This window comes from Alcaligenes sp. YSL9 (assembly GCF_030515105.1).
In the GTDB taxonomy this organism is placed as follows: Bacteria; Pseudomonadota; Gammaproteobacteria; order Burkholderiales; family Burkholderiaceae_B; genus Alcaligenes; species Alcaligenes phenolicus.
The window spans coordinates 660,690-683,663 of sequence record NZ_JALXJU010000003.1; the positions used below are offsets into that span (position 1 = coordinate 660,690).

General features: G+C 56.7%; 22 protein-coding genes. 10 read left to right on the forward strand and 12 right to left on the reverse strand.

The genetic code is table 11. The features are described from left to right. The first annotated feature begins 313 nt into the window (after nt 1-313). The 4 genes from M2Q46_RS15630 to M2Q46_RS15645 are packed head-to-tail and all read left to right on the forward strand — an operon-like array spanning nt 314 to nt 4,867. Nucleotides 314-1,312 (forward strand): tripartite tricarboxylate transporter substrate binding protein, encoded by a 999-nt coding sequence (locus tag M2Q46_RS15630; protein ID WP_051316466.1) that lies wholly within the window; start codon nt 314-316, stop codon nt 1,310-1,312. Nucleotides 1,313-1,346: 34 nt separating this feature from the next. After that, complete coding sequence (locus M2Q46_RS15635) at nt 1,347-3,449, forward strand: acetate--CoA ligase family protein (RefSeq protein WP_302357606.1); 2,103 nt, start codon at nt 1,347-1,349, stop codon at nt 3,447-3,449. 43 nt (nt 3,450-3,492) lie between these two features. Next, nucleotides 3,493-4,245, forward strand: coding sequence for an enoyl-CoA hydratase/isomerase family protein (locus M2Q46_RS15640; RefSeq protein WP_035273445.1), 753 nt, complete (start codon nt 3,493-3,495; stop codon nt 4,243-4,245). A gap of 55 nt (nt 4,246-4,300) precedes the next feature. Beyond that, nucleotides 4,301-4,867 (forward strand): cysteine dioxygenase, encoded by a 567-nt coding sequence (locus tag M2Q46_RS15645; protein WP_203145466.1) that lies wholly within the window; start codon nt 4,301-4,303, stop codon nt 4,865-4,867. Between the two features lies 1 nt (nt 4,868). Here M2Q46_RS15645 and M2Q46_RS15650 read toward each other — a convergent pair whose 3' ends face one another. The 5 genes from M2Q46_RS15650 to M2Q46_RS15670 all read right to left on the reverse strand — a co-directional run bounded on the left by M2Q46_RS15650 (nt 4,869) and on the right by M2Q46_RS15670 (nt 9,072). Further along, on the reverse strand, nt 4,869-5,630 hold the full coding sequence (locus M2Q46_RS15650; protein ID WP_302357607.1) for a S9 family peptidase: 762 nt from the start codon (nt 5,628-5,630) through the stop codon (nt 4,869-4,871). After that, nucleotides 5,627-6,751, reverse strand: coding sequence for a DUF3182 family protein (locus M2Q46_RS15655; protein ID WP_035273451.1), 1,125 nt, complete (start codon nt 6,749-6,751; stop codon nt 5,627-5,629). The genes M2Q46_RS15650 and M2Q46_RS15655 overlap by 4 nt, the downstream gene beginning before the upstream one ends. A 45-nt stretch (nt 6,752-6,796) precedes the next feature. Beyond that, nucleotides 6,797-7,591, reverse strand: a complete 795-nt coding sequence (gene otsB / locus M2Q46_RS15660; protein WP_251197067.1) for a trehalose-phosphatase — start codon at nt 7,589-7,591, stop codon at nt 6,797-6,799. A gap of 1 nt (nt 7,592) precedes the next feature. Next, the gene (locus M2Q46_RS15665; RefSeq protein ID WP_022983321.1) at nt 7,593-8,564 is read right to left on the reverse strand and encodes an SDR family oxidoreductase; all 972 of its coding nucleotides are present in this window, start codon (nt 8,562-8,564) and stop codon (nt 7,593-7,595) included. Between the two features lie 85 nt (nt 8,565-8,649). After that, nucleotides 8,650-9,072 carry a KGG domain-containing protein gene (locus tag M2Q46_RS15670; RefSeq protein WP_035273453.1) on the reverse strand — a complete coding sequence of 141 codons (423 nt, stop codon included), beginning with the start codon at nt 9,070-9,072 and terminating at the stop codon, nt 8,650-8,652. A gap of 137 nt (nt 9,073-9,209) precedes the next feature. Here M2Q46_RS15670 and M2Q46_RS15675 point away from each other — a divergent pair, with 137 nt between their 5' ends. Beyond that, complete coding sequence (locus M2Q46_RS15675) at nt 9,210-10,271, forward strand: mechanosensitive ion channel family protein (protein WP_250756082.1); 1,062 nt, start codon at nt 9,210-9,212, stop codon at nt 10,269-10,271. Here the strand turns inward: M2Q46_RS15675 and M2Q46_RS15680 are convergent. Continuing rightward, complete coding sequence (locus M2Q46_RS15680) at nt 10,216-11,616, reverse strand: trehalose-6-phosphate synthase (RefSeq protein WP_302357608.1); 1,401 nt, start codon at nt 11,614-11,616, stop codon at nt 10,216-10,218. The genes M2Q46_RS15675 and M2Q46_RS15680 overlap by 56 nt on opposite strands. A gap of 63 nt (nt 11,617-11,679) precedes the next feature. After that, nucleotides 11,680-13,050 carry an RNA polymerase factor sigma-54 gene (rpoN, locus tag M2Q46_RS15685; RefSeq protein WP_302357609.1) on the reverse strand — a complete coding sequence of 457 codons (1,371 nt, stop codon included), beginning with the start codon at nt 13,048-13,050 and terminating at the stop codon, nt 11,680-11,682. 235 nt (nt 13,051-13,285) lie between these two features. Here rpoN and M2Q46_RS15690 point away from each other — a divergent pair, with 235 nt between their 5' ends. After that, nucleotides 13,286-13,822 carry a DUF4142 domain-containing protein gene (locus tag M2Q46_RS15690; protein WP_238441743.1) on the forward strand — a complete coding sequence of 179 codons (537 nt, stop codon included), beginning with the start codon at nt 13,286-13,288 and terminating at the stop codon, nt 13,820-13,822. A gap of 40 nt (nt 13,823-13,862) precedes the next feature. Here M2Q46_RS15690 and M2Q46_RS15695 read toward each other — a convergent pair whose 3' ends face one another. Together M2Q46_RS15695 and M2Q46_RS15700 are read right to left on the reverse strand one after the other, a co-directional pair. Then, nucleotides 13,863-14,891 carry a sigma-54-dependent Fis family transcriptional regulator gene (locus M2Q46_RS15695; RefSeq protein ID WP_226348432.1) on the reverse strand — a complete coding sequence of 343 codons (1,029 nt, stop codon included), beginning with the start codon at nt 14,889-14,891 and terminating at the stop codon, nt 13,863-13,865. 353 nt (nt 14,892-15,244) lie between these two features. Further along, nucleotides 15,245-15,721, reverse strand: coding sequence for a YbaK/EbsC family protein (locus M2Q46_RS15700; protein WP_060186701.1), 477 nt, complete (start codon nt 15,719-15,721; stop codon nt 15,245-15,247). A gap of 117 nt (nt 15,722-15,838) precedes the next feature. Here M2Q46_RS15700 and M2Q46_RS15705 point away from each other — a divergent pair, with 117 nt between their 5' ends. Then, nucleotides 15,839-16,258, forward strand: coding sequence for a DUF411 domain-containing protein (locus M2Q46_RS15705; RefSeq protein ID WP_096917395.1), 420 nt, complete (start codon nt 15,839-15,841; stop codon nt 16,256-16,258). A gap of 116 nt (nt 16,259-16,374) precedes the next feature. Continuing rightward, nucleotides 16,375-16,758 (forward strand): DUF4168 domain-containing protein, encoded by a 384-nt coding sequence (locus M2Q46_RS15710; protein ID WP_035273462.1) that lies wholly within the window; start codon nt 16,375-16,377, stop codon nt 16,756-16,758. A 301-nt stretch (nt 16,759-17,059) separates the two neighbouring features. On the opposite strand, the gene M2Q46_RS15715 is transcribed toward M2Q46_RS15710, so the two are convergent. Together M2Q46_RS15715 and M2Q46_RS15720 are read right to left on the reverse strand one after the other, a co-directional pair. Beyond that, nucleotides 17,060-18,013, reverse strand: coding sequence for a DUF3829 domain-containing protein (locus M2Q46_RS15715; RefSeq protein WP_035273463.1), 954 nt, complete (start codon nt 18,011-18,013; stop codon nt 17,060-17,062). Nucleotides 18,014-18,225: 212 nt separating this feature from the next. After that, the gene (locus M2Q46_RS15720; RefSeq protein ID WP_035273464.1) at nt 18,226-19,329 is read right to left on the reverse strand and encodes a metal-dependent hydrolase; all 1,104 of its coding nucleotides are present in this window, start codon (nt 19,327-19,329) and stop codon (nt 18,226-18,228) included. 212 nt (nt 19,330-19,541) lie between these two features. Here M2Q46_RS15720 and M2Q46_RS15725 point away from each other — a divergent pair, with 212 nt between their 5' ends. Both M2Q46_RS15725 and M2Q46_RS15730 read left to right on the forward strand, forming a co-directional pair. Further along, nucleotides 19,542-20,549, forward strand: a complete 1,008-nt coding sequence (locus M2Q46_RS15725) for a rhodanese-related sulfurtransferase (protein ID WP_022983316.1) — start codon at nt 19,542-19,544, stop codon at nt 20,547-20,549. 148 nt (nt 20,550-20,697) lie between these two features. Continuing rightward, complete coding sequence (locus tag M2Q46_RS15730) at nt 20,698-21,381, forward strand: glutathione S-transferase (RefSeq protein ID WP_060186703.1); 684 nt, start codon at nt 20,698-20,700, stop codon at nt 21,379-21,381. A 118-nt stretch (nt 21,382-21,499) separates the two neighbouring features. On the opposite strand, the gene M2Q46_RS15735 is transcribed toward M2Q46_RS15730, so the two are convergent. After that, nucleotides 21,500-22,891: a dicarboxylate/amino acid:cation symporter gene (locus M2Q46_RS15735; protein WP_026485382.1), complete on the reverse strand. Its 1,392-nt coding sequence runs from the start codon at nt 22,889-22,891 to the stop codon at nt 21,500-21,502. Nucleotides 22,892-22,974 lie beyond the last annotated feature (83 nt).

Genomic DNA, 22,974 nt, shown 5'->3' on the forward strand with positions numbered 1-22,974 from the left:
TTGTGTTCTGATATTTGGAACATCGTTCTTTAAATTGACATGAAAAAGCAGTGTTTTCATTTTATCCAGAAGCTCGTTGCGGTCAAGTCCAATGCGACCAGATGATCGAACTGGGGAAATCCCGAAGGGGTTTAATAGTTGACACCTGAAATCAAATATCCCACTATTTGAACCGTTGTCCTAAGTTGCTTGTGTTGTTGCTGTCTGTTGTATTCAAGCCGTTCTCACGGCATTTTTAATATCAAAAACAAGAACAGCGTTCTATATATTGGAACACCAAGAGAGAAAAACTCTCACACAGGAGGCAAGGATCATGTTCAGTTCTTTTTTTTCGCGCACAGGGTTTCTACGCACAGTGCTGGTCTCGGGACTGGCGGCAGTCAGCAGCTTTTCTGCCCCGGCGGCCATCGCGGCCGATACCTATCCCAGCCGTGAAGTGACCTTTGTGGTTCCCTATCCCCCAGGCGGTAACAGCGACAATCTGGCGCGTCTGTTTGCCGACCGTCTGCGCGTCAAGCTTGGCGTTCCCATCGTGATTGAAAACCGGCCCGGCGGCACCACCTCGCTGGGCACGTCTATCGTGGGTCGCGCCAAACCCGATGGCTACACCTTGTTGCTGGCCACCAGCACCGCCTTTACCGTGCTGCCCTATATACGCGACGTGCCTTATGACCCGATCAAGGGCTTTGATTTTGTAGGCAGTCTGGCCGGTTACCTGCCCATCATGACGGTGCGCAATGATTTGCCCGTCTCCAATCTGAAAGAGTTTGTCGAGCTGGCCCGCAAGGAGCCCGGCACCTTGACCTATGGTTCGGCAGGTATTGCGTCTGGCGGCCACCTGGCTGGAGAGATTCTGGAAAACGCCGAGAAACTGGACTTGCTGCATGTGCCGTTCAAAGGCTCGGCAGACACCATGACGGCTTTGATGGGCAATCACATCGATTTCTTTATTGATGGAGTCGGGCTGGAGCTGGTGAAAAGCGGCAAGGCCAAAGCCCTGGTGACCTATGCCAGCGTGCGTCATCCCGAACTGCCGGATGTGCCCACACCGAAAGAAGCCGGTTTTGATCTGGCCCTGCCTTTTGAAGGGTTCTGGGGGCTGGCGGTGCCGGCTGGCACCCCTGACGATGTCATGAAGAAGCTGGCCAAGGCTACCGAAGAAATTCTGGCCGAGCCGCAGACTCAAGAGCGTTTCCACCGCATCAGTGTCAGTGCCAGCTGGAAAGACGGCGATGCGTATGCCAAGGATCTGGAGCAGAGTCGGGCTTATTACAGCGAGCTGCTCAAGACCATCAAGATGAGCGATGACTAAACGCTCACAGAACCACCAACAGGAGACAAACGTGATGGAAACCGTCACTTGCGCCAGCACGCTGGACGCTTTGCTGGACCCGGCATCCATAGCTTTGGTCGGCGCCTCGGAAGATCAGTCCAAGTTTGGCGGGCGACTGTTCCGTATGCTGCTCAAGCACGGTTATGGCGGCAAGGTCCTGCCTATCAATCCCAGCCGCAGCAGTTTGTTTGGTTTGCCCGCTGTGCCCGGTCTGGCTGCACTGGATAGCGCTCCGGATCTGGCCGTGTTTACGGTGGGGGCCGATACCGTTCTGGAACAGGCGCAGATTGCGGCCCAAATGGGGGTACGCGGTTTGCTGGTGATCTCCGCAGGCTTTGCTGATGCAGGCGAGCGCGGGCTGGAACGCGAGCAGGCCTTGCTGCGTATCTGTCGTGACTCGGGCATGCGACTGATCGGCCCCAATTGCCTGGGCATGATCAGCCCCAGCCGCAGTCTGGTGCTGTGCTCTTCGCCGGTGCTGGACAGAGACAGCCTGCCGGAACGGCCTATTGGTTTTGTCAGCCAAAGCGGTGCCTTGATGACTACCTATTTTGATCGGGCCTGGGCGATGGGCGGTGGCTTTACCTACGGTTTTTCGGTGGGTAATCAGGCTGACCTGGATCTGTGCGACTTTGTGGATTTCCTGATTGATGATCCCAAGACGCAAGTGATCTGTACTTATATAGAGGGCATTAAAGATACTCAGGCTTTGCGTCGCACAGCTCGTCGGGCGCAGGCCGCGGGCAAGCCCTGGCTGGCCGTCAAGGCAGGGCGCTCCAGTGCGGGCAAGGCGGCCGCCTTTTCGCATACTGCCAGCGTAGCGGGTGACCATGATGTGTTTGCCAGTGTCTGTCGCGATGAAGGCATCAGCCTGATGGACGATATGGGGGCCATGCTCTTGCTGGCAAACAGCATGGTGCGCTTTACCAGCAACAAGATCTCCAAAGTCGCGATTGTGACGCCTTCGGGTGGCGGTGGGGCCTTGGCTGCAGATGCTTTGGCAGAGCATGGCGTGGAACTGTCCAGTTTTTCCGCTACTACCAAGCAGGCTCTGGCTGCCCACTACCCGGCAGGGCAGGCGGATAACCCGGTTGATCTGGGAGCGCGTCTGACGCAGGACTCCACCGAAGTGGCCCGCGCTACTTTGGATGCCTTGATGCAGGATCAGCAAAGTGACGTGGTATTGATCACGGCTTCCATGTGTCCGCAGGAGTGGATGGCGGCCCTGATTGAAAAAATCATCCACCCCGAACCGCACTGGGCCAAGCCCGTGATGGTGGCGTTCGATGCGGGCGCAACATCCGAGCCTTTGCGGCAGAAACTGGCCCAGCACGGCCATGCGTATGCCAGCTCCAGCCTGGAAGCGGCGCTGGCCTTGTCCGCCTGGAAACGTCACGGTCAGTTTGTGCCGCGCCAGCAAGCCTTGCGTCCCAGTGCCTGCCAAGCGCCCACGGTCATGCCGCGCGGTGTTTTGAATGAAGATCAGTCCAAACGTCTGCTGGCGCATTACGGCCTGCCCGTGAATCTGGGCCAGGTGTGCGAGGACGTGGAACAGGCTGTGGTGCTGGCCGAACAGATTGGCTATCCGGTGGTGATGAAGATTGTGTCTCCCGACATCGTCCATAAAACCGAAGCGGGTGGGGTGGCGCTGGATGTGGCCGACGACGCCAGCTTGCGACGCGATTTTGCCCGGCTCTACGCCAATGCCAAAGCCTATAAAGCAGATGCCCGTCTGGAAGGCGTGCTGGTGCAGGCCATGGCCAAGGGGGATGTGGAGCTGCTGATCGGGGCACGTCAGGATGCGCAGTTTGGCCCGGTCGTGGTGTTTGGTGCCGGTGGCATTCTGGTGGAAATGCTGTCGGACCGGGTGATTGCCGCGGCCCCTTTAACCCTGGCTGATGCAGATCGACTTTTATCTACCTTGATGATCGACAAGCTGCTGAAGGGGTACCGGGGACGCATGCTGGATCGTGACGGTGTGCTCGATGCGATTGTGCGTGTCAGCTTCCTGGCCCACGACTTACGCGACACCAACTTTGAATTGGATATCAACCCCTTGATCGTGGCGGCTACCCGCTGTCACGCCGTCGATGCCCGCCTGTCCATAGGCGAATAAAACCAAAACCTATTCTTTGAAAAATACCCAGGAGGAGTAAACCATGTCGGATTATCAGTGCATTCTTGTAGAAAACCACGATGACGGTGTTTCCATCTTCACGATCAACCGTCCTGATCGCCGCAATGCCTTGAGCGCTACCGTGGTCAAGGAACTGCAGCAGGCATTTCTGGCCTTTGACGAAGACCCCACACGCCGCGTAGCCGTGCTGACCGGGGCAGGCAATGATGCTTTTTCTGCCGGGGCGGATATTAATGAGTGGCCCGAGTTGTGGCGCGCCATTCCCACGGTAGGCTTTGAAACCGACAAGCCCATTATTGCGGCCGTTAGTGGTTGGTGTGTGGGTGGAGCCCTGGTGATGGCCATGATGACGGATTTGCTGGTAGCGTCCGAGAGCGCCAAGTTCTCCTACCCCGAAGCCAAGCTGGGCTTTACTGGCGGCATCATCTCGGGCCTGGCCTCGCGCATTCCGCATCATGCCGCCATGGAAGTGATCTTGTTGTGCCGTACGCTGGAAGCCCGCCGTGCTTACGATCTGGGTTTTGCCAATGAAGTGGTGCCGGTAGGCGAGCAAGTCCAGGCTGCTGTGCGTATGGCGCAGGACTTGGCCAAGATGTCGCCGCGTGTTTTGCAAACCTTGAAGCGCTTTATCAATAATGAAGTGCTGACGCGCGGCCCGTCCGAGCAAATGGCGCGCACCATGCGGCAACTGAAAGCGATCGAGGATAGTTATGATGCCAAGGAAGGGATGAACGCGTTCAAAGAAAAACGTGCCCCGGTGTATCTGAACAAATAAGAACTGATTCACGAATTGGGCCGCAAGGCCCAGTCAACTATGGAGACATCCCCTTATGCACCCCCGTTTTGAGCGTTTTATTCAAGGGATGAATGAATTGACCGGCCGCCCGGCTGTCGCCGAGGCGGATATCCTGCGTGATGGCCGTGTCCTGCTGGGCGAACTGGTGGCCCAGGACGATTGGCTGGCCCCGGAGTACACCCAGCCCCATCCCCAGTTTTATCAGCAGTACTTGCTGTATTGCTGTCCGCAGGAACGCTTTTCCGTGGTCAGCTTTGTGTGGGGGCCCGGCCAGAAAACCCCTATCCACGACCACACCGTGTGGGGCTTGATTGGTATGTTGCGTGGCGCGGAACGCTCCCGGCCTTTTGACCGTGATCCCGATACCGGCCATATGACAGAACAAGACACACAGACTCTGGAACCAGGCGTGGTGGAAGTGGTGTCACCCACGGTGGGTGATATACACGAGGTCTCCAATATGTATGACGACCAGGTGTCCATCAGCATTCACGTTTATGGTGCGGATATCGGCAAGGTACGCCGTCACGTCTTTGATCCGCAGACCGGGCAGGCCAAGGAGTTTATCTCCGGCTATGCCAACCGCCCGGCTGTCGCGTGAGTCAAGTGGTGTTATTGGGCAGGTGCCCAATACGGGCGCCAATAATCATTTCCTGAATCCAGCGATAAAGCAGCACGGAGTAATCACGCTGGGCGACTTTTTCGTCCAGCGCGTGGTTGCTGCCTTCCAGCACTCGATGTGTCAGGGAATGAGCCTGGCTGAAGGCTTGGCGATACGTTAGCAAGGTCTGGCGGGGAATCAGCTCATCGTATTCCGCTTCAAACAGCAAAACATCTCCCGTGAATTTGGAGCAGGCCTGCAAGGCGCGGTTCTCTTGCGGAGAATGAGTATGCAGACGGTAGTCCTGCAGCAACTCTCGGTTGAGCTGATCCTTTGGAGACAGCCAGTCGTCGTCCGGGTACAAGGCAGGAGCCAGCAAGCTGAGCCAGCGTACCGATCGAAATTCACTTAACAGGCAGGCCAGATAGGCGCCATAACTGTGCCCCACAATGGCGATGGAGCTGGAGTCCACCATAGGGTGGCTGCTCAAGGTGTCGAAGGCCGCGCAGATATCCTGAAAGTTCTGTTCTCGGGTGACGTTCTCGCGCTCGTGCTGATTGGCATTGTGTCCGGCAAGATCAAAGGTCAGACAAATACAGCCCATACCGGCAATGGTGTGGGCGCGTTTCAGGTCAAAGTGCTGGCTGCCGCCCCAACCGTGCACGAACAAAATGCCAGGGACAGGGGATTGGGGGACTAGCAGGCGTGCATTCAGGTGCTGATGGGGCACTTTGATGGTGGTGTTGAAAATTTCCGTACTCATGATGGCAGTGGGCCGCCGAAGCGGGCAAGATAAGCCTCGTCTTCTTGGTCGAGGCTGTAAAGATGAGGGGAGTTTTTCACCAGGCTGGCATCGTCCAGATAGCGCTCGCGTGTCCATGCGTGGGTATGTTGGAGCTCAGGGTGGCGTTGCAGGGTGCGGATGGCCAGAATCTCTGCAATGGACGCTCCGCCGAAACGCCAGGAATGTTCCAGTACGGCTGCCTTGTAGTGGCCACGCGCATTTTTACCGACGATGAGGTCATAGTTGCGACGTGAGGCATACAGTTCAGGAAAGGCCTGCCTGATGTTTTTTTCGTAGCTTATGGTCAGCTCAAGCAGATGCTCAATGCGCTTCATGCCTGAGAGCTGCAGCAACTGCGGAAACCCGCCGCGAACCAGTAGCAAGCTGGAGCCGCCATATACGGACTCGTGCTGCAGGTTGGTGGTCTGGTGTTGCTGGCCAATATAGGAAAAAAGATGCTCGCCCACCTGGGTCTGGCCGATGCTGAAGGTCTCGCCATCGAGCAGGTTCTCCTCCAGTACCAGACCCTGTTCCAGTTGACTCTGCCACGGCGGCAGGTTCAAGAGCTCTTCCAGCTCTTGACGGCTGTAGATCACCTTCTGGCCTTTGCCTGCATTAGCACTGGCCAGTTTGGCCCGTATGCCGGTCTGGCCTGCTTCATCCAGAAGGCTCATTGTGCGTAGCGCGTCGTTTCTTGAAAAGACGCTGTAGCCTGGCAAGACCGTGTGCCGTAACGCCAGGCCCAGCTCATTGTTCCAGCCTTCCGGGCGGTCCATATCGTCCTGGGGAAGGGGATGGGCGACGGTTTTATGGGCCAGAAAGTCATATGGCACTACACCCCCATACAGTTGGGAGGCCTGTTCGATACCCAGTTGTCGCGCCTGCTCCAGGCTCAAGGTCTGCAGGGGGAGGTAGTAAGTGTTTCCGGAGCTGGGCTTTAGCTGGTCTTCATAGTCAATATGGACTCGAGGCAGATCCAGGAATTGCGCCAGTTCCCTGGCCATGAATTCCAGACTTTGGAGCGCGCCCTTGTTGCAGCCCTTGCTGGGCAGGCTGATTTGCAAGGAGGTCTTGGGCGTAGAGGTAAGTATCTTGCTCATGGGGCCATCCTTTTAAGTAAAGAGAGTGCGGCCAGTGTCAGCGAGTCATGGCGCAACCGTTTTGGCGCCTGAGGGCGTTCGCTGTGCCAGCTCGGAGAAAAAGCGCGTCTCCAGCAGACTGGTTTGCAAAAGTGTCAGCAGGTCAGAGGGGTGTGGCAAGGAAAGCTGGGCCGCGCTGGCTGGCTCCTGAGGACCGATGCGTATGCTCAGCCCGCCTTTCTGGTTCACAAACTCAAAGGCGGCCTCATCGGTCAAGTCGTCGCCAATCATGACGGGCTTGCGGTTGGCGAACGCGGGCAGGCGTTGGGCCCGGGCCAGGGCTTGGCCTTTGTCAAAGCCGCTCATGCGCAGTTCGATGACACAATGTCCACGGATCAGATCAAAGCCGGGATATTCCGAGCACAGCACGTGCAGTTCGGTGGCCAAGGCCTCGCCAACTTCAGGGCGTTGCCGAAAGTGCACAGCCACACCGTGCGATTTGCGCTCCATCCAAACCAGTGAATAGGGGTGGATCAGGGCGGCGACAGAGCGGGACAGGCTGTGGTGCTCAGCCGGGTTGATCGGGATGTTCCAGCATTCCTGACCCTCGGCGTCATACATGGCTGCGCCGTGGCTGCTGATCATGGCAAGCGGAAGCTTGGTGCAGGCGATATGCAGGCTGTCATAGTCGCGGCCTGAAACCAGTGCCACCGCGCCGTCGCAGGCAGCGTGCAGATTCAGCAGCAGGCCGGCGGTGGACGGGGGAAGAAATACCTGGTCAGGCCGCGCAGCCAAGGGGACCAGGGTACCGTCCAGATCCAGAAACAAGGCGGTCTGATCCAAATGCAGAGCGTTATTCATATCAGCTTCCTGGGTAACCCGTGATGGGGAGCACGGTGCCGGTGATGTAGCTGGCGGTGATCGGGCTGGCCAGGTAGACATAGGCAGGCGCCAGTTCTTCCGGCTGGGCGGGGCGGCCAAAGACCGTATCGGCACCAAACTCGGGGATTTTTTCGGCCGGGGAGTCGGCGGGGTTCAAGGGGGTCCAGACGGGTCCGGGAGCGACCGCGTTTACACGTATACCTTTGGGCGCCAGGTTGGCCGCCAGGGAGTACGTGAAGGCAATAATGGCGCCCTTGGTGCTGGAGTAGTCCAGCAGATGAGCGGCCCCGCGCAAGGCTGTGACCGAGCTGGTATTGACGATGGCATCGCCCGCGTGAAGGTGCGGCAGGCAGGCCTGGGCCATGTAGATATAGCCATAGATATTGGTGTGGAAGGTTTCATTGAGTCGCTCCGGGGTCAGGTCCAGCAAGGATTGGGCATGTTCCTGAAAGCCGGCATTGTTGACCAGAATATTCAGGTGACCGAAGCGGTCCAGTACCTGCTCAATCGCTTGTCGGCAAAATTCAGGGTCTTTCACATCGCCGCGCAGTGTCAGGCATTGGCGGCCTTCGGCCTCGACGGCCAGACGAGTGCGTCCGGCATCTTCATCCTCGTGCAAATACACAATCGCCACATCGGCACCTTCTCGGGCATAGAGCACGGCAACGGCCCGGCCTATGCCCGAGTCCCCACCGGTAATCACGGCTACTTTTCCTTCCAGCTTGCCGCTGCCCTTGTAGCTGGAGGCTTCGTAGCGGGGGGCCGGGTCCAGATCACTTTCACACCCAGGCTTTTCCAGGTGTTGTTGCGGCAGGGGGGGAGTGGGGTAATCGCTGCCTGGGTGGCTCTTATCGTGCGTAACGGGCTCGTTCTGGCCGACCCCGTTCTTGTCCTTCTGGTCCTGCTGTTCTTGCAGGTGACGTTGCTCTTTCACTGTTTGACGCGTTGTCATGACGGCTCCTGAAATAGACAAGGAATGGGACAGGGCGCGGCGGCCCTGGTGGGTGCGCCGCGTCCAACTGGGGCTTGGTTAAGGCTTAGCGTCGCTGGTCCTGGGTGGCCTTGCCACCTTTGGCGCCGGCCTTGCGGGCCTCCTCGGAGTCGAACTCATGGGCCGTGCCCTTTTCATGGGCTGCCCGGCCACCCTTGGCACCGGCTTCACGGGCTTCTTCGGAAGTGAACTCGTGAGCTGTGCCCTTTTCATGAGCGGCGCGACCGCCCTTGGCACCGGCTTCGCGAGCTTCTTCAGAGTTGAACTCGTGCGCCGTACCGCGTTCATGGGCTACACGGCCGCCTTTAGCGCCAGCCTCACGGGCCTCTTCCGGGGTGAACTCGTGCGCGGTGCCTTTTTCGTGCGAGGCACGCCCACCTTCAGCAGCAATCTCGCGCTGCTTTTTGTCGTCCATGGAGGCAAAGCCACGTTGATCTTTATGATCCTGTTTGTTTGTGTGCTGGGTCATATAACTCTCCTTGAGAAAGAACACCAATCACGTGATTGGTTATGACTGACCCAGCACAAAGCGTGCCTGACTGCCTGGGGGCGGGGCGCGGCACACAAGTTGCTGTATCTGGAGACATGGTTTTCAGGAGAGCAATCATGATGTCAATGACGTGGTGGATGTGGCTGCTGTTATTGCTGGGCGGCTGGGCGATACTGCTGCTGGTGCATTTTCTGGGTGGCAAGATTATTGAAAGACTGGCTTCGCCAGAGCACTTTCTGCGGTTTTTCAGCGAGCGGATACGCTGGCCGTCGCGGCTGTTTTTTCTGGCCGTATTTTTGCGGATATGTATTCCGCTGGCCCCCATTTCGGCCAAGTGGCAGTCCTATCTGATCGTTGGGGACATGCTGGTGCTGATTATCTGCACGACCTGGATGCTGATGAGTGCAGTCGAATCTCTGTTCCAGCTTGTGGTGGTGCGTCACCCCTTGAATGTGTCCGACAATCTGCGTTCGCGTCAGATCTACACCCAGGCGCGCGTGCTGGCACGCAGTGTGCATTTCTTGCTGGTCTTGCTAGGCTTGTCCTTTGCTTTGATGGTTCTACCCGGCGCACGGCAACTGGGCACCAGCCTGCTGGCATCGGCCGGGGTAGCGGGGCTGGTAGCCGGTATTGCTGCCCGGCCGGTGCTGGGTAACTTTATTGCCGGTTTGCAGATCGCATTCACCCAGCCCATACGCATTGACGATGTGGTGATTGTGGAAGGGGAGTGGGGCCGGATAGAGGAAATCACGGCCACTTATGTGGTGGTACGTGTGTGGGACGAGCGCCGTCTGATCGTTCCCTTGCAATGGTTTGTAGAAACTGTCTTCCAGAACTGGACCCGTCGCAGCGCCTCTTTGCTGGGCACGGTATTTCTATGGGTGGACTACAAGGTTGAAATGCAGGGCTTGAACACGGCATTCAAGGACTTGTGCGAGTCCTCTGAATTGTGGGATGGGCGCGTTCAGGTGTTGCAGGTGACCGATACCAATGAGTGGGGGATGCAGTTGCGCTTTCTGGTCAGTGCTGCCGACTCGGGCCGTTTGTTCGACTTGCGCTGTTTGTTGCGCGAGCGCTTGGTGGCCTATCTGGGTCAGCACCAACCGGATGCATTTGTACGCGTCAGGATGCTGGAAGCTCAGCCAGAGGGTCATGGGCCTGATTCAAGCCCGAGCTGATGCCAAGATCATGCAGGAACTGTTCGCACCACTGCCTCAGGTCCTGCTGTCGCAGTTGCATCATTAAATGCTGGTGGCGTCGGCGTCGTTCCTCTAGCGGCATGTTCAAGGCCTGATACAGGCTGCGGGCGGTGGCGTCCGCATCAAATGGGTTGACGGGCAGGTAGCCGCCTTGCAGGGATTGTGCCGCGCCCGTAAAGGTGGACAGAACCAGGACACCGGGGTCGGCGGGGTCCTGGGCAGCGATATATTCTTTGGCCACCAGATTCATTCCGTCACGCAAGGGCGCGATAAAACCGACGCGGGCGCGGCGCAACATGCGCATCAGCTGGCCGGCCGGAAAGGCGCGGTTCATGTACACCACTGGACTCCAGCCTGGCGTGGCAAATTGACCGTTAATCTGTCCGGCCAGACTTTCCAGCTCTTCACACATGACTTGATAATCGTGAATATCGCCGCGGGTAGAGGGGGCGATTTGGACATACGTTGTTTGCCCGTGCAGCGTCGGGTAACTACGCAGCAGCGTATCCAGGGTGCGCAGCCGATAGGCCAGACCTTTGGTGTAATCCAGCCTGTCCACACTGATAATGGTGTCAGGCCCGTTGACTGGCTCGATTGGTGTGGCGCTGTCGGTCCATGAGGGGGCCTTGGCCAGAGCCTGAACCAGATCCACGTCGATACTGATGGGATAGACGTCTGTGCTGACGGTACGGGCGCCTGACTCGCTCGTACGCGGTGGCACTAAGGTCTGGAGTGCGGCTGTCAGCGCATGATGGTCGCCACGGCTTTGGACGCCAATCTGGTCGTAATGGTGCAGCATGGGCAGCCATTGTTCATAGCGGGGAATGGAGCGCAGAATCTCCGGGCACGGAAAGGGGGTGTGAAAGAACAGCCCAATAGCCTGCTGCATTCCTTGCTCTCGGCAAAAATGGGCTAATGGCATCAGGTGGTAGTCATGGACCCAGATCAAGTCGTCCTCTTCGGCAATCTGGCGCAAATAAGCGGCAATTTGCCGGTTGATCTCCAGGTATTGCTGGAAGTGGTGGGTCTGGAAGTCCATCAGGTCCAGGCGGTAGTGAAAGGCGGGCCAAAGGCAGGTGTTCGCGTAACCGCAGTAAAACTGTTCGTATTGCTCCTGGGTGAAGGAGAAGGTGACGGCTTGGTAGCTGCCCCGATCTTCGGTACGCAACGCCCCCGGCTGTGGATCACATTGGCCGTTCCACCCCAGCCAGATGCCCTGGGTCTGCGGGTGCTTTAACAATTGATCTACTGCGACGGCCAGTCCGCCTGTGCAAGGTTGATCGGAACTGGCCACGCGTATGGACACCACAATGATTTTGCTCATGCTGATTCTCGCTTTGTTTTATTAAGGGATCTTCGTTGGAGAATCAGCAAATTGCGTACCCGCTCAGTTCAAGGGGTGCACATCCTGCCCGCTGACAGCACGCAAGCGTGCCCGTTGCAAACGTTCGCGGGCATTGGGAATACCCAGTTGCAGGCGGTACTTGGTGACGGTTCGTTTGGATAGCTCCACACTGTTCTGACGCAGCGCCTGATGCAAGTCGACATCGCTTAAAGGCTGACGCTCTGGTTCACTGGCAATCAGCCGGCGTATCTGCTCCTTGACCAGGGCGGTGGAGCAACTGCCACCGAAATCAGTCTCCAGCTCGCCGGAGAAAAAATGCCTGAAGCTCAAGGTGCCAAAGGGAGTGCTCATGTACTTGTTGGCAGTCGCTCTGGAGATGGTGGATTGATGCAGATCCAGCTCCTTGGCCAGATCGCTGATGCGCAGGGGTTGCAGGCCTTGCTCACCTAGCTCGAAAAAAAGGATCTGGTGCCGGACGATGAATTCAGCGACACGGCACACCGTACTGCGTCGCATCGCCAGACTCTCGGCCAGCCAGCGAGCCTGAGTCAGGGCGCTGTGCAAAGGGCGGTTCTGCTGCGTGCGTGCCTGCTGCTCCAGGGTGGCGGCATATTCTTGATGCACCTGAACGCGTGGCAGGCTGCGAGGGTCCGCGAGCACGCGCCAATGCTTGCCATCGCGGTAGACGTGGACGTCTGGCGTAATGGTCTGGCGTAACGGCTCCAGATAAGCCAGACCGGGGTTGGGGTCCAGGCTTTGCAGTTCGCGCAGCGCCTGATGAAAGTCTGCATCGGACAGATTCAGGCGGCTCTGCACTTGTGACCATTCGCCTTGCGCCAGCGCGGGCAGCTCGGTAGCCACTAACTTGAGCAGTCTCTGTTTCAGAACCGGGTCTAGAGACTGACGCGCCTGGATCTGCAAGCGCAACGCGTCGGACAGGCAGTGGGCACCTGTGCCGGGAACAGAAAGGGACTGGACCAGCGCCAGCGCGGTTTGCCATTCGGCAAGGGGGATGTGTTCGTAGCCGGCGGGGAGCAGGTCTTCAAAGTGATCGCGCAAGTAACCGTTGTCATCCAGTGCGTTCACGATCAGGGTACATAAGGCCTTGCAGCGCTCACTGGCGTGACTCAAACGTACATGCTCCAGGATCTGTTCGTCACGGCTGCGCGGAGCCGGGCTTATGTCGTGCTTATCGAACAGGTGAGCGCTTTGGCTGGACACAGGATGGGACAGGCCCTCTCGTACGGGGGCGGCGGGTTCTGGAGCGGGTTCCAGTAGGGGATTGTCTTGCAGGCTGTCTTGTACCAGCGTTTGCAGCTCCTGCGCCGAGAGCTGCAGGATTTGTGCGGACTGTTGCAGTCGCTGCGAGAGGGTTTGCTGCATGTGCAGCTGCGGAACCATTTCCAGCTTCATGGTGGCGTCTCCTTGTGGTTGGTGATGAGAACCGACAGTTCTTCGGACACAGTTGCCGGGATGATCCAGGCCCTGTGCTATCTACATAGCAAGTTCCGTTCCTGCCCCAAGGTTCAAGGCGCGGGTACGGTCCTTGCTAGGACACCGTCAAGGCTTTGCTGGCCATGCTGATTGGCCTCAGGTCAGCAAAGATGTTCTGGTTTCAGGCAATGACTGACGTTTTTGGAGGTGTGCGATGCGAGTAAGACATCTGATGTGTTTGGCGCTGGCGGCGGGTCTGGTATTGGGTTTGAGTGTTCGCAGTGCTTCTGCCATTGAGCTGTTTTCTCCGGATAAAGGGTTCTTGAAAGATGCGGCACAATCGGGACATTTTGAAGTGAAGGCTGCCAAGCTGGCTCTGGAGCGCAGCAACAACGATAGAGTGGTCGAATTTGCACAAATGATGATCGACGACCACGAGCAGCTGGCCAAGGAACTGCAGACGCTGGCACAGGCCCGCAAGGTGGAGCTGCCCACCGAGCCCAGCCTGATGCAGCGCGGCAAGATCTCCATGCTTGAGGGCGCGGAGGGTGAACAGTTCGATGCAGACTATGCCAACGAAGCGGCAGTCAAAGCGCATGAGGACACCATCAAGCTCTTTGAGGACTACATCAAGGATGGTAAAGACAAGGAAGTCATGGGTTTTGCTCAGGACGCTTTGCCCATGCTGCAGCAACACTTGCGGCATGCTCATGCGCTGGCAGACTCCATGAAGCCTGCCGTGGCCCAGTAAGCTTTTGCCAAGCTTGCTCAGTTCCACACTGGGCAAGCATTTATTCCATGGGGTCGGCCTCCATATTGATTTCCACCTGATCGCTGTTGCTCATTACATAGCTGCGCAGTACCGCATTGCGTAGCTGGCGTATATTGCCCGGCCAGTGATAGCGCTCGATCTCCTTCATGCTGGCCAGGCTCAGTGAGCGGTTCTGCTGATGCTCCTGGTTCAGCTGTTCTACCAAGTGCTGGGCGATCAGGACGGCATCATCGCCGCGTTCACGCAGGGGGGGGATTTGAATCGGAAAGACCCCCAGGCGGTAATACAGATCTTCGCGCAGTTTCTTGTCCTCAATAGCGCGCATGGGCGGGCGATTGGTCGCAGCGATGATGCGGGCATCATGTTTGATCAACTTGTCGCCACCTACCTTCATGTATTCGCCATTTTCCAATGCGCGCAGCAGCTTGGTTTGGGCGTCTATGGGCATTTCGGTGATTTCGTCCAGGAACAGCGTGCCCTGGTCCGCCAGTTCAAAGTAGCCCTGCCGATTACGTTCGGCTCCGGTAAAGCTGCCTTTTTCGTGGCCGAACAGCTCGCTTTCGATCAGTTGTTCTGAAATGGCTGAACAGTTGATGGGCACATACGCCTGCTCCTTGCGAGCGCTGCAGCGGTGAATAGCCCGGGCCGCCAGTTCCTTGCCGGTACCACTCTCGCCAATCAGCAGCACAGGCAGGTCGGTGCTGGCCACTTTGCTGATTTCTTCATAGAGTTTTTTCATGGGGGCGGAACAGCCTACAAACTCGCCAAAGTCATGATGCTGCTCGGCTTGAAAAGCACAGGCACCGTTTTGATACTTGGCTTTTAATTGCTCCAGCAAGGTGCGCAATTGCGCCTGGTCTTGCCGGGTCGAGCCACTGTAGGCGTGCAAGGTATAGCTTTCCACCGCATCCAGTCCGATGCGACGGCTCAACTCCTGGGCCTGCAGGGCGCTGACACTGGGGCCAAACAGCAGGGCATCAGGAGTTTTCTGGTGATAACGGATCAGAACATCTTCTGGCGTATTTGCAGCGATGGCGGAAAAGTTCATCTGCCGCGCCAGTGCCAAAAAAAGGCTTATAAAAGCTGAATCTGTCTCCAGCAATAATAGGTGGGGCATTTTTTCCTCTGGGATAGACAAAGTTAATTTGAAATCCGATGTCTTATCCTAATCAGGATAGAAAGGGCATTCGTTACCAGATATGGCAAGGACGAACCCGCTTATTTTCTGAAAATACCTTATGGCCGCGTCCCCATGCCCTGGGCTCTTATGGCGTTTTTTGTCGCCTGGTCATGTACGTATTCAACTTACACATCTGTTTACCTGTCAGCGACGGGCAGGCTTGCCTGTGCCTGGGGAGCACAAGGCAGCAGGTCAACCTCTGATCCAATCGCAGGTGGGGGTCAGGACTGAGCTGGGGGCGGCTGAGTCACATCAATCCATTGCGCGCTGGTCAGCTCGGCCAGGCGCTGCGGGGTGATGCGTACCGCAGAATTAATAGAGCCTGCTGCGGGCAAGACCGTGTCGTAGTCCTGCAAGGACAGATCGCAGTAAATCTCCAGCGGGGTAGCCAGACCAAAGGGGCAGACCCCGCCAACCGGGTGACCCGTCAAGGCTTCGGTGCTTTCCAGGTCCAGCATTTTTACGCGCGTACCGAAGGCGGTACGCAGCTTCTTGTTGTCCAGACGGGCATCACCTCGAGCGACCAGCAGCACTACTTTATCGCCCACTTTCAAGCTAAGCGTCTTGGCAATTTGTCCCGGCTCGACTTGGTGCACTTGCGCAGCCAGCACGACGGTGGCTGTGCTTTCGGTGGTTTCAATTACCTGAATATCGGCAGCGTGTTCGTTAAAAAACTGTTTGACGGAATCAAGACTCATGGCGGATCAGGACGGATTAGTGTGTTTTGTTAAACTTTTTTGCGAGTGCCTAGTCTTAGTCAAGTGCATGAGAGTGTCAACCAGAGCGCCGTGGCGCTGCAAAACAGGAATGTAATTGTGATTAAACCTTTATTGTTGACGGCCAGCCTGATGGCCTTCAGTTCCATGGCGTTGGCAGAGGGTCCCGTTATTACGATGTACCAGGATCCTAACTGTGGTTGTTGTGGGGGCTGGGCACAGCACATGCGCGATGAAGGCTTTGAGGTCAAAGAGGTCAAGGTCGTGAAGATTCAAGACGTGAAGCGGCTTTTGAGAGTGCCGGAGAACCTGGCGTCCTGCCACACCGCGATGATTGAAGAGACGGGGCAATTGATTGAAGGCCATGTGCCTGCCAAGGTCGTCAAACGCATGATGAATGATGGCAGTGTGCGTGGAGTGGCCGCGCCAGGCATGCCCGCCAATTCACCCGGCATGGGCCAGATGGACGGCAATTTGGTAACCGTGGACTTTAACGGACGTCCTTACTCGCGCGACTGAAGTCTGTAACGGGAAGGGTGGCATGCAGATACACGAAACTACATTGAGAAACTTGTAAGCTGCTGCCGCTCTTGTCATGATGGTCGTTCATTGACTCTGTTTAGGAGGTTCTATCCATGCAGCCCTCAGTTAAAGCTTTTCTTGCTGCTACCGCAGTCGCATTTGGCATGTACAGCCCTTTTGCGATGGCCCAGGGCAATGCGGCTCCGGCCAACTCGGCAGCCCCTGCTGCCACCCAGGTCGTTAAACCTACGGATTCTCAGCTGGAGCAATATGCGCGCACCTACAAGAAGGTCGCTCAAACTGCTTCGGAATATCAGCCGCGTCTGGATGCGGCCAAAAGTGATGCAGAGCGTCAGGCTATTGTTCAGGAAGCCGACCAGCGCCTGGTAGGCGTGGTCAGTGCTAATGGCATGGATCTGGCGGACTACAACGGTATCAGTCTGGCGATTCAGCAGGACCCGGCCTTGCGCCAGCGTGTTGAAGGGATGCTGAAGTAAGGCTTGTTTGTGATCCTCGGGTTTGACAGAGCGCCGGGTGTCATTTTGTAGTGACCGTAGTGGGTAAATTTAAACCCTGGACGTAATCGTCCAGGGTTTTTTTTGTCGCCGTGCTGCCCCAAAGCTTGGCGCCCCCGGTAAAAAGCCCCCTCGGAGGCACTAAGCCAAAGGCGCAGCGTGGGTGCTGATTGTGTAGGTCGCTTCAATACAAAGCGTGCCGGCCAGAGCCGGCATGACTGCCTGCATTGAGACTGGAGCCTGACGCCAGATTTACGGCTTCAAGCTCAGTCTCTGGGCGCCATTAGCAGCGGGGATAGTTAAGCGCCCCGATCATTGCATTGAATTTCAATTGCAAGCTGCTGGCGTCATTTTTTATGGGGTTATTGATCTGCCAGCTGATCGAGCCTTGCTGAGGTACGTAATTGCCTTCAGAGGCATGCTGGATGACGCTTCTGCCCTGAGCCAGGAATTCATTCATCTTCGACATGATTCTTGGGCATCCTTGTGGCGTTTCTTCCTTGAATTTTTTATCCCAGTTGCTGATCATCGCGGCTGCCTGGTCAAGACTTTCCTGGAAGGGGGGAATGCTCTCTTTTGCTCCCTGCTGCTCGAAAATAGCATCGACCTTGTTCATGGCCTGCTTGCTGAACAGCACGGCACCCAAACGGTAATGCTCCATTGAGTCCTTGGGAGCTTTATCGAAAGAGGTCTGGATGTTTATCTCATCCTGTTTCTGAATACCTTGGAGAAATGCAGCCTCTGCCTGTACGACTTCTGTCAGGGCGCTGACGAACGCCTCGTTATTGTCGGCTGCCTTTTTGCCGCCATCCGTCAGAAACTCTTTTGATTCGGCATAGTTGTTCAACTCGGAATTGAGAGGTGCCAGCTTGGTCAAGGAGTCATCAAACTGCTTTGCTGGTCCATCTATTTCCGGCATGTTGGCTTCCAGTGCCAAGGCGGATTTCAGTTTTTCCTGGGTGTTCTTGATGCTTACCAGTGAAACAACGGAATAGTTATCCAGTTTCTTGCCCGAGCGCACGGCAGGCTCGTAGACGGTTTGATAATCGGAAAGCGCACGGTAGAAAGGCGTATGCAAGCTATTGGCGACTTCAACATAGGCATTGTATTTCTGGATAAAGCCTTGCTCGGACGAGACCGCTTGAGATGGTGCTTCTGTCGCTTCTTCGCTGTTGCAGCCCGCAATAGCGATGCAAAGGCCCAGCGTGGCGAAAACAGATAGTTTTTTTAAATTCATGATGAAAGTGATTGGTGCTTTTGATGCGTTGGCAATACGTTAAAACCCCTATCGGGCAGGACGCAATTTTATAGCTTCACCACTTCGTATTTTGTATCAAGCTAGGACCTTATGTTTCAGGAGTGCGTGCTACACGCGGCCGGGCGGGCTAGCAACAGTTGGCTATGCCCACCCTGCACAGGCCCGTCTCCGTCTCTGGTTTTTGGCCTTGCTTAATCCATGTCCTGGAAGTCTGGGCTTGCCCTGGGAATAGGCACGCCGGCATCAATGCGTTTGGCCCATTCTTGTAGCGGTAGCGGTGGAGTCGGCTCCCAAATACGACGCAGAACGGGCTTTAGCAAAGCAATATTGTGGCCACTGGCCCAACGATACGGAATCACCGGCAACCAGGTGTCGTCGGCAATGCGTTCGGCTACGACAAAGCGGAAACTGTACTGGCCAGGGCCCAGGCTCATGCGTATATCACTGACCACCAGCAGGTCATCGATGATGTCGTAGCGCAGCCAATCGTCCGAAAACCAGCGCAGTTGCTCCAGCTGTTTCAAGGGGGGGAACAGCTGGGTGTAGTCGCTATGAACGGGCAGGCACAGGGATTCGTATTGATGCCCCTTGGGTGCACGCAGCCGGTCCAGCAGGCCCACCATGACTTCGCATTCCCGGTCCTGTGTGTCGCGCACCAGTACACGCCAGAGCAGGATGTTCATGGGTTGGGCGGCGGAGTATACCCGCGCGATTTCCACCTGCTCTTGTTTGAGCTGTGCGGTTGCCTGTTGCTCGGCCCAGAACTTGGCACCTACCGAGGCTGCCAGATACAGGCTGCTCAAGAGCAAGGCCCAGTTGCAGGCCCGTATCGTTGCGGGTACCGGCCCACGAATCAAGCCTATGATCGTGGCGATCAGTAAGGGCACGGTATAGAGCGGGTCAATAATGAAGATGCTGGACCAGGTTGCCGGGGTAGCGGCCAAAGGCCACAGCAATTGCGTTCCGTAACTGGTAAAGGCATCCAGAAGAGGGTGGGTAATCAGCGCCAGCCAGACCGCCAGCCCCAGCCTCCCCGCAGAGGCACGTGCTTGTGGAAACAGCAGTCGCCATAAAAGGGTGACCAGGATGCCTGCCGCGCTCAACACAAACAAAGAGTGCGAGAAACCCCGATGACTGACCATGGAGGTAATCGGGTCCCCATATTGAATGAAGACATCCAGATCGGGCAGGGTGGCGATGATGGCACCGGACAGGACCGCCTTGCGGCCATACTGCCGCCCGAGGAGGGAGCCGCAGATGCTGGCACCGAGGACTGCTTGTGTTACGGAATCCATAGCTCTCGTGCAAAGTGAAACAGGGACCGGGGCCAGATGCGGCCTGACGGCTTTAGCGTTATGATTTTAAAGTTGAATCCCCGGCCCGCCCTATTTTTTTGACGGGCGTCAAAGGCCCAAGGGGTATCAGTCGCGTATAGTGTACGACGGCCTACGCTGTCCTACCGCCTGCGGGCTGCGCCACCGCTTCTATCCAGAGAATTCGTTTACCTATGTCTACCTACCTGATCGCGGCTTTATATAAGTTCGTGGAATTGCCCGATTTCGCCCAAATGCGCGACCCCTTGTTTGCTTTTTGCGAGCAGCACGAGGTCAAGGGCACGCTGTTGCTGGCGCGCGAAGGGATTAACGGCACGATTGCCGGCCCTCAGGAGGGTATTCGTGCCGTCTTGGCATATCTGAACTCCGATCCACGTATTTCTGGCCTGGTGCATAAAGAATCCTATGCCGACAAGGCTCCGTTTTACCGCCTCAAGGTGAAGCTGAAAAAAGAGATCGTTACCCTGGGCGTACCGGATCTGAAAACCGCCGAAATGGTGGGCGAGTATGTTGCTCCCGAAGACTGGAATGCCCTGATCAGCGATCCGGACGTGGTGGTGGTGGATACCCGCAACGATTACGAAGTGGGTATTGGCACTTTTAACCGTGCCATCAACCCCAAGACCCAAAGCTTTACCGAGTTTCCTCAGTGGGTGGCCGAGCAGTCCAAGGAAGGCGGTGTCTTGCATGGCAAACCGCGCGTGGCCATGTTCTGTACCGGCGGTATCCGCTGTGAAAAATCCACAGCCTTCATGCGTTCGCAAGGCTTTGATCAGGTTTACCACCTGCAAGGCGGCATTCTGAAATATCTGGAAGAGATTCCAGCCGCAGAAAGCCTGTGGGATGGTGACTGCTTTGTGTTCGACGAGCGCGTATCGGTGCGTCACGGTCTGGAACCCGGCGATTATGATTTCTGCCGTGCCTGTCGCATGCCTATCAGCGAAGAGGAAAAAGCCTCGCCCCAGTTCGAAGAAGGCGTCAGCTGTCCCTACTGCCACGGCCACAGTTCCCCCGAGCAGATCGAGCGTTTCCGTGAGCGTCAAAAGCAAGTGGCTTTGGCGCGCGAGCGTGAAGAGCGTCACATTGGCGTCAGCATGGACGAGTTGACCGAGCGCCGTGAAGCCGCCCGCCGCAAGGCGGAAGAGCAACGCCTGCTGGCTCAGCAAGGCAAGGACGCCTAGCCCTGATCGGGCCACTGTGTTACCTCTACTAGCTTGATTCTGGCGCTGCGTCGTTTATAGTCCGCCCTTCTGCTACAGAAGGGCGCTTTGCATAAACGCCAGCGCTTTAAGTCCGTGCCTGTGGCGCGGCTTTTTAACGGGATTGAGCATGTCCTTATCTGATCTGCCCATTTTGTATTCCTTTCGCCGTTGCCCCTATGCCATGCGGGCACGGCTGGCTATTGCGGCCAGCGGCGTAACTTGTCAGTTGCGCGAAGTCGTACTGCGCGACAAACCCGAGGCCCTGCGCCTGGCCTCTCCCAAAGCCACCGTCCCGGTGCTGGTCTTGCCCGATGGCAAGGTTATTGATGAAAGCCTGGACATCATGCGTTGGGCTTTGGCGATTCAAGATCCCAAGCAGTATTTGCAGCCTGAGCAGGGCGATGTCGAGCAAATGCTGGCCCTGATTGCGGCCAATGACGGGCCTTTCAAGCGGCATCTGGATTGCTATAAATACCCGGATCGCCATACCGAGGATGAACAATTCACGGATGCAGCCAGTTTTTCGGCCCTGCATAGAGCCCAAGCCAGTGAATTATTGATGGGCCTGAATGCCCGCATTGAACAGCAGGGCTACCTGATGGGACAGCGTCCTTGTCTGGCAGATTTGGCGATTGCCCCCTTTGTGCGGCAATTCGCACAAGTGAACAGGGGCTGGTTTGATGCGCAGCCTTGGACGGCCTTGTCGACCTGGTTGCTGAACTTTCAGTCCAGCCCTTTGTTCCTGAGCATCATGGATAAATACCCTGCCTGGACGCCAGACAGCGAGATTGTGCAGTTTCCTTCTGTCTGACTGAGTCGCTAACGACCTGCCCAAAGCAATACGAGCGGGAGCAGCTTGGTCAGAACATGCAGACAAGCAAAAGGCCGGTTCTCAATTGAAAACCGGCCTTTCTTATTAAGTACCTGAATCAGGCAGCAACGGTCGCACGTGGCTCGCTGGCCTCTTGTGCGGGAATCTCCATTTCACCGCGCTGATGCAAGGTGACGCTGGTATCCAGCGGTGGCAGCTCGCCATTCATGGCGCTGTTGAGTTGATCGGCATCCAGTTCGCCTTCCCAGCGGGCAACCACAATGGTGGCAACCGCATTGCCCACCAGATTGGTCAGCGCACGGCATTCGGACATGAAGCGGTCAATCCCCAGGATCAGAGTCATGCCAGCGATAGGCACTGAAGGCACTACGGACAGGGTAGCCGCCAAGGTAATGAAACCGGCCCCCGTCACACCCGCCGCGCCTTTGGAGCTGAGCATGGCAACCAGCAATAGCAGAACCTGCTGCTGCAAGGTCAGTGGAATATCACAAGCCTGGGCGATGAACAGGGCCGCCATGGTCATGTAGATATTGGTGCCGTCCAGGTTGAAGGAGTAGCCGGTAGGTACAACCAGGCCCACAACCGATTTTGCACACCCGGCGCGTTCCATCTTCTGCATCAAGGTAGGCAAAGCCGCTTCCGAGGAGCTGGTCCCCAGCACCAGCAGCAGTTCTTCACGAATGTAGCGGATCAGCTTGGTGATGGAAAAGCCGTTGTAGCGGGCCACGGCACCCAGAATGATCAGCACAAAAAGCACGGAGGTGACGTAGAAAGTCACCACCAGCAGCGCCAGGCTGGACACGGATTCAATCCCGTATTTGCCGATGGTGAAAGAGATGGCACCGAAGGCCCCGATGGGAGCGGCTTTCATCAGGATGGCAACCAGCTTGAAAACAGGCGTCATCAAGGCTTGCAGCAGTTTCAGCACGGGTTTGCCGTGATCGCCCACAGCGGCCAGGGCAATACCAAACAGCACGGCCACAAACAGCACCTGCAGGATGTCGCCGCCGGTAAAGGGGCTGATCAGGGTGGCAGGGATGATGTTCATCAAAAAGCCCGTCAGCGTGCTGTCATGGGCTTGCTGCACGTAGCCCTGGATAGAGCTGGGGTCCAGGGTGCTGGGGTCAATGTTCATGCCATGGCCGGGCTGCACGATATTGCTGACCACCAAGCCTACAATCAGGGCCAGCGTGGAGAAAGTCAGAAAGTAAATCATGGCCTTGCCCACCACACGGCCCACTTTTTGCAGGTCTGTCATGGCGGCAATGCCGGTGGCTACCGTCAGGAAAATGACGGGCGCAATAATCATTTTGACCAGCTTGATGAAGGCATCGCCCAAAGGCTTCATGCTTTCGCCCAGCGAGGGGTAAAAATGGCCCAGCAAAATCCCGATAGTGATGGCGATGATGACCTGTACGTACAAAATTCGATACCACTTGATTTTGACGATCTGCGGTACCGAACGGTCTCCTGTGCTTATATCCATCATGATGTCGTCTCCGTGACTTGATGTAGCCGACCTGGCAGTCAGCTGGTGGCCTGCTTGGAATTGTGTGTGGGCAGGCGGTTTAA

Excerpts from the sequence above, each read along its gene's own strand:
- M2Q46_RS15695 (WP_226348432.1), bottom strand. The coding sequence starts at position 14,891 with ATGAACTTTTCCGCCATCGCTGCAAATACGCCAGAAGATGTTCTGATC.
- M2Q46_RS15630 (WP_051316466.1), top strand. The coding sequence starts at position 314 with ATGTTCAGTTCTTTTTTTTCGCGCACAGGGTTTCTACGCACAGTGCTG.
- M2Q46_RS15730 (WP_060186703.1), top strand. The coding sequence starts at position 20,698 with ATGTCCTTATCTGATCTGCCCATTTTGTATTCCTTTCGCCGTTGCCCC.
- M2Q46_RS15675 (WP_250756082.1), top strand. The coding sequence starts at position 9,210 with ATGATGTCAATGACGTGGTGGATGTGGCTGCTGTTATTGCTGGGCGGC.
- M2Q46_RS15655 (WP_035273451.1), bottom strand. The coding sequence starts at position 6,751 with ATGAGCAAGATACTTACCTCTACGCCCAAGACCTCCTTGCAAATCAGC.
- M2Q46_RS15715 (WP_035273463.1), bottom strand. The coding sequence starts at position 18,013 with ATGAATTTAAAAAAACTATCTGTTTTCGCCACGCTGGGCCTTTGCATC.
- otsB (WP_251197067.1), bottom strand. The coding sequence starts at position 7,591 with ATGAATAACGCTCTGCATTTGGATCAGACCGCCTTGTTTCTGGATCTG.
- M2Q46_RS15650 (WP_302357607.1), bottom strand. The coding sequence starts at position 5,630 with ATGAGTACGGAAATTTTCAACACCACCATCAAAGTGCCCCATCAGCAC.
- M2Q46_RS15725 (WP_022983316.1), top strand. The coding sequence starts at position 19,542 with ATGTCTACCTACCTGATCGCGGCTTTATATAAGTTCGTGGAATTGCCC.
- M2Q46_RS15665 (WP_022983321.1), bottom strand. The coding sequence starts at position 8,564 with ATGACAACGCGTCAAACAGTGAAAGAGCAACGTCACCTGCAAGAACAG.
- M2Q46_RS15710 (WP_035273462.1), top strand. The coding sequence starts at position 16,375 with ATGCAGCCCTCAGTTAAAGCTTTTCTTGCTGCTACCGCAGTCGCATTT.
- rpoN (WP_302357609.1), bottom strand. The coding sequence starts at position 13,050 with ATGAAGCTGGAAATGGTTCCGCAGCTGCACATGCAGCAAACCCTCTCG.
- M2Q46_RS15690 (WP_238441743.1), top strand. The coding sequence starts at position 13,286 with ATGCGAGTAAGACATCTGATGTGTTTGGCGCTGGCGGCGGGTCTGGTA.
- M2Q46_RS15720 (WP_035273464.1), bottom strand. The coding sequence starts at position 19,329 with ATGGATTCCGTAACACAAGCAGTCCTCGGTGCCAGCATCTGCGGCTCC.
- M2Q46_RS15640 (WP_035273445.1), top strand. The coding sequence starts at position 3,493 with ATGTCGGATTATCAGTGCATTCTTGTAGAAAACCACGATGACGGTGTT.
- M2Q46_RS15700 (WP_060186701.1), bottom strand. The coding sequence starts at position 15,721 with ATGAGTCTTGATTCCGTCAAACAGTTTTTTAACGAACACGCTGCCGAT.
- M2Q46_RS15680 (WP_302357608.1), bottom strand. The coding sequence starts at position 11,616 with ATGAGCAAAATCATTGTGGTGTCCATACGCGTGGCCAGTTCCGATCAA.
- M2Q46_RS15635 (WP_302357606.1), top strand. The coding sequence starts at position 1,347 with ATGGAAACCGTCACTTGCGCCAGCACGCTGGACGCTTTGCTGGACCCG.
- M2Q46_RS15735 (WP_026485382.1), bottom strand. The coding sequence starts at position 22,891 with ATGATGGATATAAGCACAGGAGACCGTTCGGTACCGCAGATCGTCAAA.
- M2Q46_RS15670 (WP_035273453.1), bottom strand. The coding sequence starts at position 9,072 with ATGACCCAGCACACAAACAAACAGGATCATAAAGATCAACGTGGCTTT.
- M2Q46_RS15645 (WP_203145466.1), top strand. The coding sequence starts at position 4,301 with ATGCACCCCCGTTTTGAGCGTTTTATTCAAGGGATGAATGAATTGACC.